Origin of the sequence: Streptomyces sp. SKN60, from assembly GCF_026236535.1 — a bacterium.
GTDB lineage: Bacteria > Actinomycetota > Actinomycetes > Streptomycetales > Streptomycetaceae > Streptomyces.
The window spans coordinates 38932-54295 of sequence record NZ_JAHTMW010000013.1 but is presented as its reverse complement, the minus strand read 5'-3'; the positions used below and the strand labels follow the sequence as shown (position 1 = coordinate 54295).

15 protein-coding genes are annotated in these 15364 nt (G+C 72.4%); 9 read left to right on the top strand and 6 right to left on the bottom strand.

Annotated elements, in window-relative coordinates; all coding sequences use genetic code 11:
- Positions 1-124: 124 nt before the first annotated feature.
- Positions 125-700 (top strand): TetR/AcrR family transcriptional regulator, encoded by a 576-nt coding sequence (locus tag KV205_RS22260; protein ID WP_265866311.1) that lies wholly within the window; start codon positions 125-127, stop codon positions 698-700.
- A 131-nt stretch (positions 701-831) separates the two neighbouring features.
- Positions 832-3012: an MMPL family transporter gene (locus KV205_RS22255; protein ID WP_265866310.1), complete on the top strand. Its 2181-nt coding sequence runs from the start codon at positions 832-834 to the stop codon at positions 3010-3012.
- Between the two features lie 112 nt (positions 3013-3124).
- On the opposite strand, the gene KV205_RS22250 is transcribed toward KV205_RS22255, so the two are convergent.
- The gene (locus KV205_RS22250) at positions 3125-3487 is read right to left on the bottom strand and encodes an SsgA family sporulation/cell division regulator (protein WP_265866309.1); all 363 of its coding nucleotides are present in this window, start codon (positions 3485-3487) and stop codon (positions 3125-3127) included.
- Positions 3488-3648: 161 nt separating this feature from the next.
- Between KV205_RS22250 and KV205_RS22245 the strand changes: the two genes are divergently transcribed.
- The 4 genes from KV205_RS22245 (at position 3649) to KV205_RS22230 (ending at position 7514) form a co-directional block, all read left to right on the top strand.
- A complete protein-coding gene (locus tag KV205_RS22245; RefSeq protein WP_265866308.1) occupies positions 3649-4710 on the top strand; it encodes an energy-coupling factor ABC transporter permease in 1062 nt (353 codons plus the stop codon).
- A gap of 1 nt (position 4711) precedes the next feature.
- Positions 4712-5473 (top strand): cobalt ECF transporter T component CbiQ, encoded by a 762-nt coding sequence (gene cbiQ / locus KV205_RS22240; protein ID WP_265866307.1) that lies wholly within the window; start codon positions 4712-4714, stop codon positions 5471-5473.
- 2 nt (positions 5474-5475) lie between these two features.
- Complete coding sequence (locus KV205_RS22235) at positions 5476-6246, top strand: energy-coupling factor ABC transporter ATP-binding protein (RefSeq protein ID WP_265866306.1); 771 nt, start codon at positions 5476-5478, stop codon at positions 6244-6246.
- Between the two features lie 104 nt (positions 6247-6350).
- Positions 6351-7514 carry a serine hydrolase domain-containing protein gene (locus tag KV205_RS22230; RefSeq protein ID WP_265866305.1) on the top strand — a complete coding sequence of 388 codons (1164 nt, stop codon included), beginning with the start codon at positions 6351-6353 and terminating at the stop codon, positions 7512-7514.
- On the opposite strand, the gene KV205_RS22225 is transcribed toward KV205_RS22230, so the two are convergent.
- The 4 genes from KV205_RS22225 to KV205_RS22210 are packed head-to-tail and all read right to left on the bottom strand — an operon-like array spanning position 7459 to position 11041.
- Positions 7459-7962 (bottom strand): NUDIX hydrolase, encoded by a 504-nt coding sequence (locus KV205_RS22225; protein WP_265866304.1) that lies wholly within the window; start codon positions 7960-7962, stop codon positions 7459-7461. The genes KV205_RS22230 and KV205_RS22225 overlap by 56 nt on opposite strands.
- Before the next feature lie 11 nt (positions 7963-7973).
- Complete coding sequence (locus KV205_RS22220; RefSeq protein ID WP_265866303.1) at positions 7974-8828, bottom strand: DMT family transporter; 855 nt, start codon at positions 8826-8828, stop codon at positions 7974-7976.
- The gene (locus KV205_RS22215; protein WP_265866302.1) at positions 8825-9349 is read right to left on the bottom strand and encodes a YbaK/EbsC family protein; all 525 of its coding nucleotides are present in this window, start codon (positions 9347-9349) and stop codon (positions 8825-8827) included. Before KV205_RS22215 ends, KV205_RS22220 begins: the two co-directional genes overlap by 4 nt.
- A 54-nt stretch (positions 9350-9403) precedes the next feature.
- Positions 9404-11041 (bottom strand): penicillin-binding transpeptidase domain-containing protein, encoded by a 1638-nt coding sequence (locus tag KV205_RS22210; protein ID WP_265866301.1) that lies wholly within the window; start codon positions 11039-11041, stop codon positions 9404-9406.
- Between the two features lie 187 nt (positions 11042-11228).
- On the opposite strand from KV205_RS22210, the gene KV205_RS22205 reads away from it, so the two are divergent.
- Positions 11229-11933 (top strand): hypothetical protein, encoded by a 705-nt coding sequence (locus KV205_RS22205; RefSeq protein ID WP_265866300.1) that lies wholly within the window; start codon positions 11229-11231, stop codon positions 11931-11933.
- A gap of 7 nt (positions 11934-11940) precedes the next feature.
- Here the strand turns inward: KV205_RS22205 and KV205_RS22200 are convergent, their stop codons facing one another.
- A complete protein-coding gene (locus KV205_RS22200) occupies positions 11941-13767 on the bottom strand; it encodes a dolichyl-phosphate-mannose--protein mannosyltransferase (protein ID WP_374214707.1) in 1827 nt (608 codons plus the stop codon).
- Between the two features lie 60 nt (positions 13768-13827).
- Between KV205_RS22200 and rsmI the strand changes: the two genes are divergently transcribed.
- Both rsmI and KV205_RS22190 read left to right on the top strand, forming a co-directional pair.
- Positions 13828-14727, top strand: a complete 900-nt coding sequence (gene rsmI, locus KV205_RS22195; protein ID WP_265866299.1) for a 16S rRNA (cytidine(1402)-2'-O)-methyltransferase — start codon at positions 13828-13830, stop codon at positions 14725-14727.
- A 139-nt stretch (positions 14728-14866) separates the two neighbouring features.
- A complete protein-coding gene (locus KV205_RS22190) occupies positions 14867-15301 on the top strand; it encodes a hypothetical protein (RefSeq protein WP_265866298.1) in 435 nt (144 codons plus the stop codon).
- The last annotated feature ends 63 nt before the right edge of the window (positions 15302-15364 follow it).

Below are 15364 nucleotides of genomic sequence, written 5' to 3'. Positions count from 1 at the left end.
GAACGCCTGTGTTCCACGACACGTACGAAACGGTTTCGTTTCGCTATACCGGGGGGTATCTTCGTTATGTCGACGTGTACGAAACCGTTTCGTTCGCTCGCCGGACGGAAGCAGGAGGCCGGCCATGGCAGTTCGCAGCAGGCTCACCCCCGAGCGGGAGGCCGAGCTGTACGAAGCCGTGCTCGACCTGCTGCGCGAGGTCGGTTACGACGCCCTCACCATGGACGCCGTCGCCGCCCGCACCCGATCCAGCAAGGCCACCCTCTACCGCCAGTGGGGGAGCAAGCCCGAGCTCGTCGCCAGGGCGCTGCGCCACAACAAGCCGGTCTCGCTCGCCGAGATCGACACCGGCAGCCTGCGCGGCGACTTCGACGCGATCCTCGCGAACTCCGACGACTGCCAGATGGAGAAGGACTCCGCGCTGATGCGGGGCCTGGCCCATGCCGTCCACGACAACCCCGAACTGCTCCAGGCACTGCGCGAGCTGCTCGTCGAGCCCGAGATGACCGGCCTCGACGAAGTCCTCCAGCGAGCCGTCCGGAGAGGCGAGATCCGAGCCGACAACCCGGCTTTGAAGCTCGTGCCCCACATGCTGATCGGAGCGTTCATCGCCCGCCCGCTGATCGAAGACCAGCCGGTGGACTCCGCGTTCCTCCGCAGCTACATCGACGCCGTGGTGCTCCCCTCACTCGGCGCCTGACCCACCGCCGCACCCCGCGGCCCCCACCACCTTCCTCATCCGCACCGCCCGCACCACCTGACTGCGCACCGCTCACGCCGTCGGGCCGGCTCCCCATGCCCTGTCCCACTCAACACCGGGAGTACGCCCCCGTGGCCACGTTCCTCTACAAGCTCGGCCGCTCCGCCTTCCGGCGCCGCCGGCTCGTCGCCCTCCTCTGGGTGGCGTTGCTCGCGCTCGCCGGAGTCGGTGCCGCCACCGCGCCCGCCGCCACCTCCAGCTCCTTCTCCATCCCCGGCACCGAGGCACAGCGCGCCTTCGACCTGCTCGAACAGCGTTTCCCCGGGGCCAGCGCCGACGGAGCCACCGCCCGCGTGGTCTTCAAGGCCCCGGCCGGCCAGAGCATGCAGGACCCGGCGAACAAGGCCAAGGTCGCCAAGACCGTGGCCGCGCTGCAGTCCGGCTCCGACCAGATCGCCCGGGTCACCGACCCGTACACGGCCCAGGCGGTCTCCCGCGACGGTTCGACCGCCTACGTCTCCGTGGCGTACAAGGTCAACGCGATGGAGCTGACCGACGCGACCCGTGACGCGCTCAAGGAGACCGGCCGGGCCGCGCAGGGGCAGGGGCTGACCGTCGAGATCGGCGGCGACGCGCTCCAGACCATGCCGGAGCAGGGTGCGAGCGAGGTCATCGGCATCGTCCTCGCGGGCGTCGTGCTCGTCATCACCTTCGGCTCGCTCGTCGCGGCCGGGCTCCCGCTGCTCACCGCGGTCATCGGCGTCGGCATCGGCGTCTCGACGATCACCGCGCTCGCGAACGTCCTGGACCTCGGCACCACCACCTCCACCCTCGCGTCGATGATCGGCCTCGCCGTCGGCATCGACTACGCCCTCTTCATCGTCTCCCGCTACCGCTCGGAGCTCGCCGAGGGCCACACGAAGGAGGAGGCCGCCGGGCGCGCGGTCGGCACGGCCGGCTCCGCCGTCGTCTTCGCCGGGCTCACCGTCGTCATCGCCCTGGTCGGCCTGGCCGTCGTCAACATCCCGATGCTGACGAAGATGGGCTTCGCCGCCGCCGGCACGGTCGTGATCGCCGTCCTCATCGCGCTCACGCTCATCCCGGCCCTGCTCGGCTTCGCCGGCGACAAGGTCGTCAGCCGGAAGCAGCGCAAGGGCAAGGGCAAGGGCACGGCGAGCGACAAGCCCAACGGCGGCACCCGCTGGGCCCGCTTCGTCATCCGCCGCCCGCTGATGGTGCTCGTCGTCGGCGTCCTCGGCCTGGGCGCGATCGCCGTGCCCGCCGCCTCCCTGGAGATGGGCCTGCCGGACGACGGCGCGAAGCCCACCTCCACCAGCGAGCGCCGGGCGTACGACGCGCTGTCCGACGGCTTCGGCCCCGGCTTCAACGGCCCGCTGCTCGTGGTCGTGGACGGCGACAAGGCCGCCGCCGACAAGACCGTCACCTCCATCAAGGGCGTCGAGGGCTGGGCGGCCGTCACGCCGCCGACCCCGAACAAGGCCGGCGACGCCGCGATGATCACGGTCATCCCGAAGGACCGCCCGTCCTCCGCGGAGACCGAGCGGCTGGTGCACGACATCCGCGGCGCGACCGGCGACGACGTCCTGGTCACCGGCGCCACCGCGATGAACATCGACTTCTCGCAGAAGATGAACGACGCCCTGCTGCCCTATCTGGCCCTGGTCGTTGGCCTCGCCTTCCTGCTCCTCATGGTGGTCTTCCGCTCGGTCCTGGTCCCGCTGAAGGCGGCCCTCGGCTTCCTGCTCTCCGTGGTCGCCGCCCTCGGCGCGGTCGTCGCGGTCTTCCAGTGGGGCTGGCTGGGCAGCGTGTTCGGCGTCGAGCAGACCGGCCCGATCATGTCGATGATGCCGATCTTCATGGTGGGCGTCGTCTTCGGTCTCGCCATGGACTACGAGGTCTTCCTGGTCACCCGGATGCGCGAGGCGTACGTCCACGGCGCGCGCCCCGGCGAGGCGATCGTCACCGGCTTCCGGCACGGCGCCCGGGTGGTCACCGCGGCCGCGGTGATCATGATCGCGGTCTTCTCGGGCTTCATCGGCTCCAGTGAGCAGATGGTCAAGATGATCGGCTTCGGCCTCGCCGTCGCCGTTCTCTTCGACGCCTTCGTGGTCCGCATGGCGATCGTCCCGGCCGTCCTCGCGCTGCTCGGCCACAAGGCCTGGTGGCTGCCGAAGTGGCTCGGCCGCGTGCTGCCGAACGTCGACGTCGAGGGCGAGGGCCTGGCGGCCGCCGCCCCCGCCGGCGGAGCCGCGCCCCCGGCCGGGACCGAGAAGGAGCTGGCCAAGGCCTGAGGCAGAACCCTCGCCAGCCCTCTGAACTCCGGGGCCGCCGCTTGAGCGGGCGGTGCGCCCCGGAACGCGCCGGAACCTGTGGGGACGGGGAGCCGACGCGGCCCGTACGCCGTCAGCGCGCCGACATGGCCGTGCCGACGGCGTACGTGTGCTTGAGGAAGCGGAGCAGCGCGGTGGTGTCGAACTGGACGACGGCGACGCCGTCGGCCGTGTGGAACTCGACCACCGTCTGCACCCGGCCGCACGGCCACACGCCTATGTCGCCGCGCCGGGCGGGGGCGCGCAGGCCGGTCTCCAGGAGGCTGCGGGGGAAGGACCACTCGATGTTGCCGGGGAAGACGAAGCGCACGGTGGCGGGTTCGAGCCCCGGATCGAAGCGCAGGGCCACCGGCACCGGCCGCGAGAGCGGGGCGTCGCTGATGATCCGGCCTTTGGCGTGGTCCTCGACTTCTCGGTCATCGACGGCGCGGGGCATCGGGCGGCTCCTCACACTCGTACGCGACACACGTTCGCGCGGTTAGTCCTCAATGTCCCACTCTTCCGGGGCGCGCGCCCGGCCAGAGAAGGCTCCTCACTCCACTCCTGACCCCCACGCGCTCTTGCAAACAGTTCGCAGGAACGCTTTATCATTCGGGCGTGCATGTACCCGACGGATTCATCAACGCCCCCGTATCGGCCGCCGCCGGTGTCGTCGCCGCCGGCGCCGTCGCCGTCAGCCTGCGCGGAGCGCGTAAGGAGCTTGGGGGCACCTCCCGTGCCGGAGGCTACGGGGGAGAGCGGACGGCCCCGCTGGCCGGCCTGGTCGCGGCCTTCATCTTCGCCGTGCAGATGCTCAACTTCCCCGTCGCGGCCGGCACCAGCGGACACCTCCTGGGCGGCGCGCTCGCGGCGATCCTCGTCGGCCCGTACACCGGCGTCCTGTGCATCGCCGTCGTCCTGCTCATGCAGGGCGTCCTCTTCGCCGACGGCGGCCTCACCGCGCTCGGCGTGAACATCACCGTCATGGGCGTGGTGACCGTCCTCGTCTCCTACGCGCTCTTCCGCGGCCTGGTCCTCGTCCTGCCGCGCACCCGCCGCTCGGTGACCGTCGCCTCCTTCGTGGCCGCCCTGGTCTCCGTACCGGCCGCGGCCACCGCCTTCACCGCGATCTACGCGATCGGCGGCACCACCGACGTACCGCTCGGCAAGGTGCTCACCGCGATGGTCGGCGTGCACGTCCTCATCGGCATCGGCGAGGCCGTCATCACCATGCTCACCGTCGGCGCGGTCATCGCCGTCCGCCCCGACCTCGTGTACGGCGCCCGCGGCCTGACCGCCCCGCTCAAGCTGCGCGTGGACGGCGAGCTCGTCGACGCCACACCGGAGATCAGGCCGGTCGCCGCCCGCTCCCCGAAGAAGCTGTGGATCACCGGGGTCGTCACCGCGCTCGTCCTCGCCGGCTTCGTCTCCTTCTACGCCTCCGCCAGCCCCGACGGCCTGGAGAAGGTCGCCGCCGACAAGGGCATCGACAGCAAGGCCGAGCCGCACGCCGCCGCCGACTCCCCGCTCGCCGACTACGGCGTCAAGGACGTCTCGGACGCGCGCCTGTCCGGCGGCCTCGCCGGCGTCATCGGCGTAGGCGCGACCCTCGCCGTCGGCACCGGCGCCTTCTGGGTCGTGCGCCGCCGCCGTACCGCCGACGTCGTCGCGGAGGCCTGAGGTGGGAGCGGGGCACGTGCACAAGCTCTACCGGGGCGGGCACTCGCCGGTGCACGCGCTGCCCCCGCACACCAAGCTCGTGGCCGTCCTCGCCTTCGTCGTCGTGGTCGTCGCCACCCCCCGCGAGGCGATGTGGGCCTTCGCCCTCTACGCGGTCCTGCTCGGCGCCGTCGCCGCACGGGCCCGGGTCCCGGGCGGCTTCGTCCTCAAGCGGCTGCTGATCGAGATCCCGTTCGTCGCGTTCGCCGTGCTCATGCCCTTCGTGGTCCCCGGCGAGCAGACCCAGTTCCTCGGGATCTCGCTCTCCGTCCCCGGCCTGTGGGGCGCCTGGAACGTCCTCGCGAAGGGCACCCTCGGCGTCGCCGCCTCCGTGCTGCTCGCCGCCACCACCGAACTGCGCGAACTGCTCCTCGGCCTCCAGCGGCTCAAGCTGCCGCCGCTGCTCGTCCAGATCGCCTCCTTCATGATCCGTTACGGCGACGTGATCACCGACGAGATGCGCCGGATGTCCATCGCCCGCCGCTCCCGCGGCTTCGAGGCGCGCGGCGTACGGCACTGGGGCGTCCTCGCGAAGTCCGCCGGGGCCCTCTTCATCCGCTCCTACGAGCGCGGGGAACGGGTCCACCTCGCCATGGTCAGCCGCGGCTACACCGGCACCATGCCCGTCATCGACGAGGTCACCGCCAGCGCCGTCCAGTGGCGGCAGGCCGCCGCGCTGCCGCTCGCCGCCCTCCTGATCTGCCTCCTCGGATGGACCCTGTGACCATGGACTCCTCGCACCCCTCGCACTCCTCGCACCCCTCGCTGGACGTACGCGGCCTCGCGTACGCGTACCCCGACGGCCACCAGGCCCTCTTCGGCGTCAACCTGACCGTGGGACGCGGCGAGCGGGTCGCCCTGCTCGGCCCCAACGGCGCCGGCAAGACCACCCTCGTCCTCCACCTCAACGGCATCCTCACCGGCGGCGCGGGCGGCGTGACCGTGGCCGGCCTCCCGGTCGGCAAGAAGCACCTGGCCGAGATCAGGCGCCGGGTCGGCATCGTCTTCCAGGACCCCGACGACCAGCTGTTCATGCCGACCGTCCGCGAGGACGTCGCCTTCGGCCCGGCGGCGGCCGGCCTGCGCGGCGCCGAGCTGGAGGCCGTGGTCCGCAAGGCGCTGGCCCGGGTCGGCATGGAGGAGTTCGCCGACCGGCCCCCGCACCACCTGTCCTTCGGGCAGCGGCGCCGGGTCGCGGTCGCGACCGTGCTCGCGATGGAGCCGGAGATCCTCGTCCTCGACGAGCCGTCCTCCAACCTGGACCCGGCCTCCCGGCGCGAGCTCGCCGACATCCTGCGCTCCCTGGACGTCACCGTCCTCATGGTCACCCACGACCTGCCGTACGCCCTGGAGCTCTGCCCGCGCTCGGTGATCCTCAGCGAGGGCGTGATCGCCGCCGACGGGCGGACCGCGGAGATCCTCTCCGACGAGGAGCTGATGGCCAGGCACCGCCTGGAGCTGCCGTTCGGCTTCGTGCCGAGCGCGGTCGACGTCTGAGCCTTCCGAACCCTCCCGAGCCGTACGCCCGACCCCGGAATCGGCGGGCGGACCGCCGCGTTGCACGATGGGGGTCGTACGTACGAGAGGAAGCGTGGGTTCAGGTGGACGTCCGGGGCACGGTGGCGGCGGGATTCGAGCCGGTCAGGGACGCGTTCCTGCGCAACTTCGAGCAGCGCGGGGAGCGCGGCGCGGCCGTCGCCGTCTACCGCGACGGCTCCAAGGTGGTCGACCTCTGGGCGGGCACGCGCGACGTCGACGGCGAGGAGCCGTGGGCGGCCGACACCGCCCAGGTCGTGCGCTCGGCGACGAAGGGCGTCGCCGCGGCCGTCCCCCTCCTGCTCCACCAGCGCGGGCAGCTGGACCTGGACGCGCCGGTCGCCACGTACTGGCCGGAGTTCAAGGCCGCGGGCAAGGAGCGGGTGACCGTACGGCAGCTGCTCGCGCACCGCGCGGGCGTACCGGTCCTCGACCGGCCGCTCACCCTCGCCGAGGCCGTCGACCTGCCGACCGCGACGGCCGCGATCGCCGCCCAGGCCCCCGCCTGGGAGCCCGGCACCGCCCACGGCTACCACGCGCACACCTTCAGCTGGCTGCTCTCCGGCCTGGTCCACCGGGTCACCGGCCGCACCATAGGCAGCTGGGCCGCCGAGGAGATCGCCCGCCCGCTCGGCCTCGACCTGTGGATCGGACTGCCCGAGGAGGAGGCCCACCGGGTCGGCCGGATCGGCCCGGTCGAGGAGAAGGAGCCCGCCGACAGCCCGGCGCTGCGGCTGCGCCCCAAGCCGGCCGTGACCGCCGCCTACGAGGACCCGCGGTCGCTCACCCGGCGCGCCTTCGGGGTGATCGAGCCGCGCCCCGACGAGAACGACCCGGTGTACCGGGCGGCCGAACTGCCCGGCTCCGCCGGCGTCGCCACCGCCCGCGCCCTCGCCCGCTTCTACGCCGCCACCCTCGGCCCGGTCGACGGCGGCCCCCGCCTCTTCGCCCCGGCCACCCTGGCCCTGGCCCGTACCGAGGAGTCCGTCGGCGCCGACCGGGTCCTCGTCGTCGGCACCCGGTTCGGCCTGGGCCACATGCTCCACGGCCCGGCCTCCCCGCTCCTCGGTCCCGGCTCCTTCGGCCATCCGGGCCGCGGCGGCTCCCTCGGCTTCGCCGACCCCGACTCCGGGATCTCCTTCGGCTACGTCACCAACGGCATGCGCAAGACGGTCACGGCCGACCCGCGCGCCCAGGCCCTGGTCCGCGCCGTCCGGGCGTCCCTCTGAGCATCCGCAGCGCGTCCGCCGTCGGCGGCGACAGGCGGTTCTCGGTGTCGAGCCGGGCCAGTTCGGCCGGCGGGATCCAGGCGGCGGCCTCGCTGGAGCCGTCGGTCTCGGCGACGAGCGGGGCGGCCGCGGCGGCCCCGGTGAGGGTGACGGCGTAGAAGAGCGCCGTGAGGTGCCGGCGGGTGCCGGCGCGCTCGGTGGTGTAGGTACGGGCGTCGAGCAGCCGGACCTCGTCCGCGCCCACCGTCAGCCCGGTCTCCTCGCGCAGCTCGCGGACCAGCGCCTCCGCCGGCTGCTCGCCGGGATCGAGGCCGCCGCCCGGCAGATGCCACAGCCCGGGCGCGAAGACGGGCGACGTCGCGCCGAGCCGGGCGAGCAGCAGCCGGTCCCGGTCCTGGTCGACGACGATGCCGTAGGCCGAGATCCGGGTGCGTACCGGCTCGTCCATGGTGTTCCTCCTCAACTCGCGTACAGCATCAGTCCGATGCCCACCACCATCAGGCCCGCCGCCGCGACCCGTGGCCCTCCGAAGCGCTCCTTGAAGAGGAGGGCGCCGATGGCGGCGCCGACGATGATGGAGGACTCGCGGAGGGCGGCGATCGGGGCCAGCGGGGCCTTGGTCTGGGCCCAGAGGACGAGGGCGTAGGCGGCGACCGACATCGCGGCGCCGAGCAGGCCGCGGGCGGCGAAGGGCCGGAGTTCGGCGGCCAGGACGGCGGGGCCGCGGCGGGTGACAGCGTAGACCGGGATGACCAGGCCCTCCAGGAGCATCAGCCAGGCGATGTAGCCGAGCGGGGTGCCGGAGGCGCGGACGCCGACGCCGTCGACGACGGTGTACGCGGCGATCGACAGGCCCGTCGTGCCCGCGGCGAGCAGCGCCGGCCAGTGCGGCCGGGCGCCCTTGCCGCGGATGCCCCACAGGGCCAGGCCGGTGAGGCCCGCGCAGGCGACGGCGACGCCCGCGAGCTGCCCGGCGTCCGGGATCTCGCCGACGAAGAGCGCGGCGAGCAGGGTGACCACCAGCGGCGCCGTGCCGCGCGCGATCGGGTACATCTGGCCGAAGTCGCCGAGCGCGAAGGACTTCATGAGCAGCGCGTAGTACGCCACGTGCAGCGCCGCCGAGGCGATCAGACACGGCCACGCGCCGGCGTCGGGCAGCGGGGTGAAGCAGACGCCGACGATGCCGATGAGGGCCCCGCCGCCGGATATCAGCGTGAAGGAGAGCAGCTGGTCGTGGATGCGCGCGGCGATCGCGTTCCAGCTCGCGTGCGTCACGGCGGCGAGCAGCACCGCCGTGACGACCAGCGGCGTCACGCCGAACGCTCGGCGGAGGGCGCGTCGGAGCCCTCGGCGGAGCGCTCGCGGACGTCCACCAGCGTGCCGCCCGCGTGTGCGATCAGCGTCTTCGGGTCGAGCGCGAAGACGCTGTGCGGGGTGCCGGCCGCCGCCCACACCACCGCGTGGTCGAGCAGCCCGCGGTCGGCGAGCACCCGGGTCCGGCTGCGGTGCCCGAAGGGCGGGACGCCGCCGATCGCGTACCCCGTCGTCTCCCGGACGATCCGCGCGTCGGCCCGCGTGACCGCCCCGGCGCCCAGCTCCTGCCGTACCCGCTCCACGTCCACCCGCGAGGCGCCGTCCATCAGGACGAGCACCGGCACCCCGTCCGCCGCGAAGATCAGCGACTTCACGATCTCCGAGACCGCGCAGCCGATGGCCTCGGCGGCCTGCTGCGCGGTCCGCGTCTCGTCCGGGAACCGCCGGACCTCGACATCGAGGCCCAGCTCCTGCAGGGCCGCGGCGAACTGGGGATGGGCATCTGCGTGTGACGTCGTCATGGGCTCGCAGGCTAGCGGTACGTGTACGAGGCACGCGACCGGGTTACGGCACCGCTACCCGGCCCGCAGCACCTGCGCCACCACCGGACCGGCCGCGTCGCCGCCGTGACCGGCGCCCTCCACGAAGGCGGCCGCCGCGAGGTCGTTCGAGAAGCCGGTGAACCAGGAGTCCGAGGTCGCCTGGCCGTCGACCTCCGCCGAACCGGTCTTCGCGCCCTTGTCGCCGCCGACGGAGGACATGGCACGCGTCCCCGTGCCGTAGCTCGTGGTCGCGGTGGCCCGCATCATGTCGCGCAGCTGCCGCGCGACCGACGCGGACAGCCTTCGCTCGGCCTGGGCGAACTCGCGGTCGTCCACGTCCGCCGCGACCAGAAACGGCTGCTTGAAGACGCCCGCCTTCGCCGTCGCCGTGATCGACGCGATGGTCAGCGGGTTCATCTGGACCGTGCCCTGGCCGATGTACTGGGCCGCCGCCTCGCCGCCCGTCGCGTCGGGAATCCTGCCGTCCATGGACCGGATGCCGGTCTTCCACTCCAGGCCGATGCCGAAGACCTCCCGTGCCTCCTTGCCCAGGGCGGAGTCGTCGTGGACGTCGTCGATCTTCTTGATGAAGGCGGTGTTGCACGACTTGGCGAAGGCGTACCCGAAGCTCTTGCCCTCCAGCGCGAAGTTGTCGAGGTTGTGGAAGGTCCGGCCCTGGTACAACACGTTCCGCGGACACTCCGTCACCTGGTCGGCCTTCACCAGGCCCTTGTCGAGGAGCAGCGCCGCCGTCAGGATTTTCAGCGTCGAGCCGGGCATCTTCGCGCCCTCGAAGGCCGCGTTGAAGCCGTTCGCCGGGCTGTTCGCCACCGCCCGCACCGCGCCCGTCGTCGGCTGGATCGCCACCACGGAGGCCGTCCCGTACCGCGCCACCGCCTTCTCCGCCGCCGCCTGCACGTCGGCGTCGATGGTCGTCTCCAACTTCCCCGGCTCGCCCTTCTGGAGCGTCAGCAGCGTCGTGTCGGGCACGCCCTCCGCGCCGGAGTCGACGTACACCTCGACGCCCGGCTTGCCGCCCGTCGTCGAGCCGTAGCGCTCGCGCAGCTGGGCCAGGACGGGCCCGAGCGAGGGGTACTTCTCCGCCGTCAGGACCCGGCCCTTGCGGTCGACGGCCTCGATCTCGCCGGAGCTCGCGCCGCCGGTGCGCAGCGAGCCGCCCGCCGTCAGCTTCGGGTGCAGCACGGCCGGCTTCCAGTCGACCAGCGGCCGGCCGGTCGTGAGCCCCCGGACGACGGTGAGCTGCGAGGCGTACGTCCAGGGCTTGGACCCGCCCTCGTACGTGATGGTGGCCTTCACGGTGAACGGCACCGTCGTCCCGGTCGGCGTGCCCGGGGTGATCTGTGCGGCGGAGACCTTCGCCTCCTCGCGGAAGCCGAGCAGCGCGGGGCCGGCGGCGACCGGGTTGTTGGTCAGCTGCGCGGCCGTCTCGGACTCGCCGCCGGCCCAGGCCGCGAGGAAGTCCTTCGCGGTCGCCGTGACCTCCTCGGCGGTGACCGGCCCGGTCTTCTTGCTGTTCGAACCGGACGCCGTCGTCGGCCCGTCGGAGCCTCCGCTGATCCCGTTCCAGAGGTTGTAGCCCCCGTATCCCACCCCGCTCGCCACGACGACGAAGACTCCCCCGACGATCGCGACCTTGGCACCACTGCGCATGACTGCGCCTCCCTCCCCCAGGTATGGCCCCAGCGGGGAGCCTAATCTTCGCCTGTGGTGTCAGGAGTGAGAGCCGGGACGGTTGTTACCGGATAGCGATCCGCTCGGCCGACCGTCTGTCGGTGCGGGGCCGTACTCTTCAGCCTCTCGCGTACCACTCTTTCTGTTTCCCGGGGGGGAATTCACCATGTCCACACCGCTGTCCAAGCCTGCCGGTCCCACCGAGCCGACGCCGGCTTCTTCCGAGCCCACGCCGGCTTCTTCCGAGCCCGCCGTTCCCGAACTCGCCGTCGACGGCTGCCAGATCTGCGGCGCCCGGCCCGCCCTGCGCACCACGGTCCGTGCCCACCAGGGCATCGTGCTCCTCATGCGGAGCTTCAAGTGCCGCCAGACGCTCTGCCGGAACTGCGGGATCGCCCTGCACCGGCAGATGACGGCCCGGACGCTCTACCAGGGCTGGTGGGGACCCGCCTCGTTCTTCTACACGTTCGTCGTTCTGGCGCTCAATCTCGTCCAGCGGATCCGTCTCGGCCGCCTGAACCCGCCCTCCGGCGGCGTGTGTCCCCCGGCGGACCCCGGCCGCCCGATCGTCCGCCGCGTCGAGGCGCTCGGCGTCCTGCTGCCGTTCGCCATCGTCGGCGTGCTGGCGTTCGCCTTCGGAGACGCCGCCAGCACCGCCGACGTCGGCTCCTGCGTCCACAACAAGGGCAGCGAGATGTTCCCGAACGTCGTGGTCGTCGACTGCTCCTCCGCGGAGGCCGACTTCCGGGTCGCGGAGCGCCACGACAGCGGCTACGACCACTGCGACCTGACCCGCTACGCCGAGTACTCCGAGACCGGCCGCAGCGGCTTCACCCTCTGCCTCACCCCGCTGGGCGAGGAAGCCCCGTAGGGGCTCCCTACACCCAGGTGTCCAGCCACATCCTGTTCCGCCACTGCTCCATCGGAATCGCCGTCCCGGTGTACAGCGGCCAGAAATAGATGAAATTCCAGACGATGAGCAGAACGAGCACCCCCGCCGCCACCGCACCGAAAGTGCGGCGCCTTTCCGAGGAGCCCGCCGGGCCCACGATCGCCCCGAGCATCATCGCCACCGCGAGGCACAGGAAGGGGACGAACACCACCGCGTAGAAAAGGAAAATGGTGCGTTCCTGATAGAGCAGCCAGGGCGCCCAGCCGGCCAGGACGCCGCAGGCGATCGCGCCCGCGCGCCAGTCGCGGCGGAAGGCCCAGCGCCACAGGATGTACAGGAGCGCGAAGCAGGCCGCCCACCACAGGAGCGGGGTGCCGAGGGCGAGGACCTCCTGGGCGCACTTCTCCTGGGCGTCGACCGGGCAGCCGGCGGTGCCGGGGGCGGGGGACTCGTAGAAGTAGGAGACCGGGCGGCCGAGGACCAGCCAGCTCCACGGGTTGGACTCGTAGGTGTGCGGCGAGCTCAGGCCCACGTGGAACTTGTAGACCTCGGTCTCGTAGTGCCACAGGCTGCGCAGCCACTCCGGCAGCCAGCCCCACGTCCCGCCGCCGCCGAGCTTGTCCTGCTCGGCGGCCCAGTTCCGGAAGTAGCCCTTGTCGGTGAAGATCCAGCCCGACCAGGAGACCAGATACGTGGCGACGGCCACCGGCACGACCGAGACGAAGGCCGGCACGAGGTCCCGCCGGGCCACCGCCGCGTACGGCCGGACCGCGCCCGCCGTGCGCCGCGCGCCGATGTCCCACAACACCGTCATCAGGCCGAACGCGGCCATGATGTAAAGCCCGTTCCACTTGGTGCCTGCGGCCAGGCCCAGCATCACGCCCGCCGCGAGCCGCCACGGCCGCCAGCCGAGCCCCAGGCCCTCCGCGACCTCCGCGTCCGGCCGCAGCACGCCCGCACCCCCGTCGGAGTCCACCGGCAGCGCCCCGGCCAGCCGGGCCCGCGCCCGGTCCCGGTCGATCACCAGGCAGCCGAAGGCGGCGAGCACGAAGAACATCAGCACCTGGTCGAGCAGCGCCGTGCGGCTCATCACGAAGTGCAGGCCGTCCACCGCGAGCAGCAGACCCGCCAGACAGCCCAGGAACGTCGAGCGGAAAAGCCGCCGGCCGATCCGGCACAGCATCAGCACCGACAGGGTGCCGAGCAGCGCCACCATGAAGCGCCAGCCGAAGGGCTCGAAGCCGAAGATCTTCTCGCCGATCCCGATGACCCATTTGCCGACCGGCGGATGGACCACATAGCCGGGATCCGTCGGGACGAGCACCGAGTCCGGGTTCGCCAGGATCGTCTTGTCGATGTCCTTCGGCCACGCCCCCTCGTACCCCTGGTTGATCAGGGCCCAGGAGTCCTTGGCGTAGTACGTCTCGTCGAATATCACCGCGTTCGGCCGGCCCAGGTTCCAGAACCGCAGCAGGCCCGCCACCAGCGCGACGAGCAGCGGACCGGCCCAGGCGGCGATCCGCCACAGCTGGTGGGCGGCCTTGGGGCCGATGCCGAACAGCGACCACAGGCGCGGCGAGGGCCGGGTGTACGGCGGTACGAGCCGCTCCCGCAGCCCGATGGAGAGGGAGGCCGTCGGGTCGGGCCGGTAACCGAAGCGCCGCAGCCTGCGCAGCCACTCGGAGGACTCCGCCGCGGCGGGGGCCATGGAAGCCGCGGGATCCACGGGGGCCGTGGGGTCCACGTGAGCCGTGGGGTCCATGGGATCCATGGGCTGCTGACCCTCCAGGGCCTCGGGTGCGGTTCTGGTCACCGCGCCATCGTAGGGAACGCGCCTGTGCGCGTCGCCTGTCCGGGCTGGGAGGATGCTCCTGTGACTGGAACGCTGGTACTCGCAGGGACCCCCATCGGCGACATCGCGGACGCCCCGCCGCGGCTCGCCACCGAGCTGGAGCGGGCGGACGTCGTGGCCGCCGAGGACACCCGCAGGCTGCGCGGACTCACCCGCGCGCTCGGTGTGCACACCCAGGGCCGGGTGGTTTCCTACTTCGAGGGCAACGAGTCGGCCCGTACGCCCGAACTGGTGGAGGCCCTGGAGGGCGGCGCGCGCGTGCTGCTCGTCACCGACGCCGGGATGCCCTCGGTCTCCGACCCCGGCTACCGCCTGGTCGCCGCCGCCGTCGAGCGGGACATCAAGGTCACCGCCGTGCCCGGCCCCTCCGCCGTGCTCACCGCGCTCGCCCTGTCCGGGCTGCCCGTGGACCGCTTCTGCTTCGAGGGCTTCCTGCCCCGCAAGGCCGGCGAGCGCCTGTCCCGGCTGCGCGAGGTCGGGCAGGAGCGCCGCACCCTCGTCTACTTCGAGGCCCCGCACCGGCTCGACGACACGCTCGCCGCGATGGCCGAGGTCTTCGGCACCGACCGGCGCGCCGCCGTCTGCCGGGAGCTGACCAAGACGTACGAGGAGGTCAGGCGTGGCCCGCTCGGCGAGCTGGTGGAGTGGGCGAAGGAGGGCGTACGCGGCGAGATCACCGTCGTCGTCGAGGGCGCCCCGGAGACCGGGCCCGCCGAGCTCGACGCCGAGGAGCTGGTGCGCCGGGTGCGGGTGCGCGAGGAGGCGGGGGAGCGGCGCAAAGAGGCCATCGCGGCGGTCGCCGCCGAGGCGGGGCTTCCCAAGCGCGAGGTGTTCGATGCCGTCGTGGCGGCAAAGAACGCGGCCGGGGTGGCAAAGGACCCGGCGGGACCGGGCTCTGGAAACGGTAAAGGACTAATCTGAAAGGCAAAGCGGAACCCGGTGACGGGGCTGCTCGAAGGCCTTTTGGGCAAGGAAACGCCAAAGAGCGTCCATGGTTCTTCCGGCGCTGATGCGTTCCGGCCGGAAAAGGCGTCCACTGGATCAGTGGAGAGGAGCTGGAATGAGTGAGATCACCGGCACCGGAACGCCCGTCGCTCACGAAGCGTATGCCTTCGCCTGCATGAGGTGCGGATACGGCTGGGAGCAGGCGTACGAGATCGAGCACCACACCGACGAGCACGGTCACGAGTACGTCGTCTACAAGGCCGACGGCCAGCGGGTCCCGTCCCCGCTGTCGCGTCCGACCTGCATGAACTGCGACAGCCACGTCGTCCGCATCATGCGTGCGGGCAGGGTGTCCTCGGTGCTCGACATGGTCGCGGCGACCGAGCACCACGGCCCGGGGGCCAAGCCGGCCAAGCCGGTGGGCATCGCCGGGCCGATCGGCCAGGAGCTGACGGAGGACGTCCCCGTCCCCGTCGCGGGCGAGGAGCCGCCGCCGGTACCGCACCACTGGCACCTCTCCGACCTCTTCCACCGCAGGCCGCGCCGGTAATCCGCGCCGGTCCCGCCGGTAATCCGCGCCGGTCCCGCCGGTAATCCTTCGCCCTCGCACTCA

Bases quoted from the DNA above. Each gene is read 5' to 3' on its own strand.
- KV205_RS22210 (WP_265866301.1), bottom strand. From the start codon at position 11,041: ATGCGCAGTGGTGCCAAGGTCGCGATCGTCGGGGGAGTCTTCGTCGTC.
- KV205_RS22190 (WP_265866298.1), top strand. From the start codon at position 14,867: ATGAGTGAGATCACCGGCACCGGAACGCCCGTCGCTCACGAAGCGTAT.
- KV205_RS22225 (WP_265866304.1), bottom strand. From the start codon at position 7,962: ATGGACGAGCCGGTACGCACCCGGATCTCGGCCTACGGCATCGTCGTC.
- KV205_RS22250 (WP_265866309.1), bottom strand. From the start codon at position 3,487: ATGCCCCGCGCCGTCGATGACCGAGAAGTCGAGGACCACGCCAAAGGC.
- KV205_RS22205 (WP_265866300.1), top strand. From the start codon at position 11,229: ATGTCCACACCGCTGTCCAAGCCTGCCGGTCCCACCGAGCCGACGCCG.
- KV205_RS22260 (WP_265866311.1), top strand. From the start codon at position 125: ATGGCAGTTCGCAGCAGGCTCACCCCCGAGCGGGAGGCCGAGCTGTAC.
- KV205_RS22215 (WP_265866302.1), bottom strand. From the start codon at position 9,349: ATGACGACGTCACACGCAGATGCCCATCCCCAGTTCGCCGCGGCCCTG.
- KV205_RS22235 (WP_265866306.1), top strand. From the start codon at position 5,476: ATGGACTCCTCGCACCCCTCGCACTCCTCGCACCCCTCGCTGGACGTA.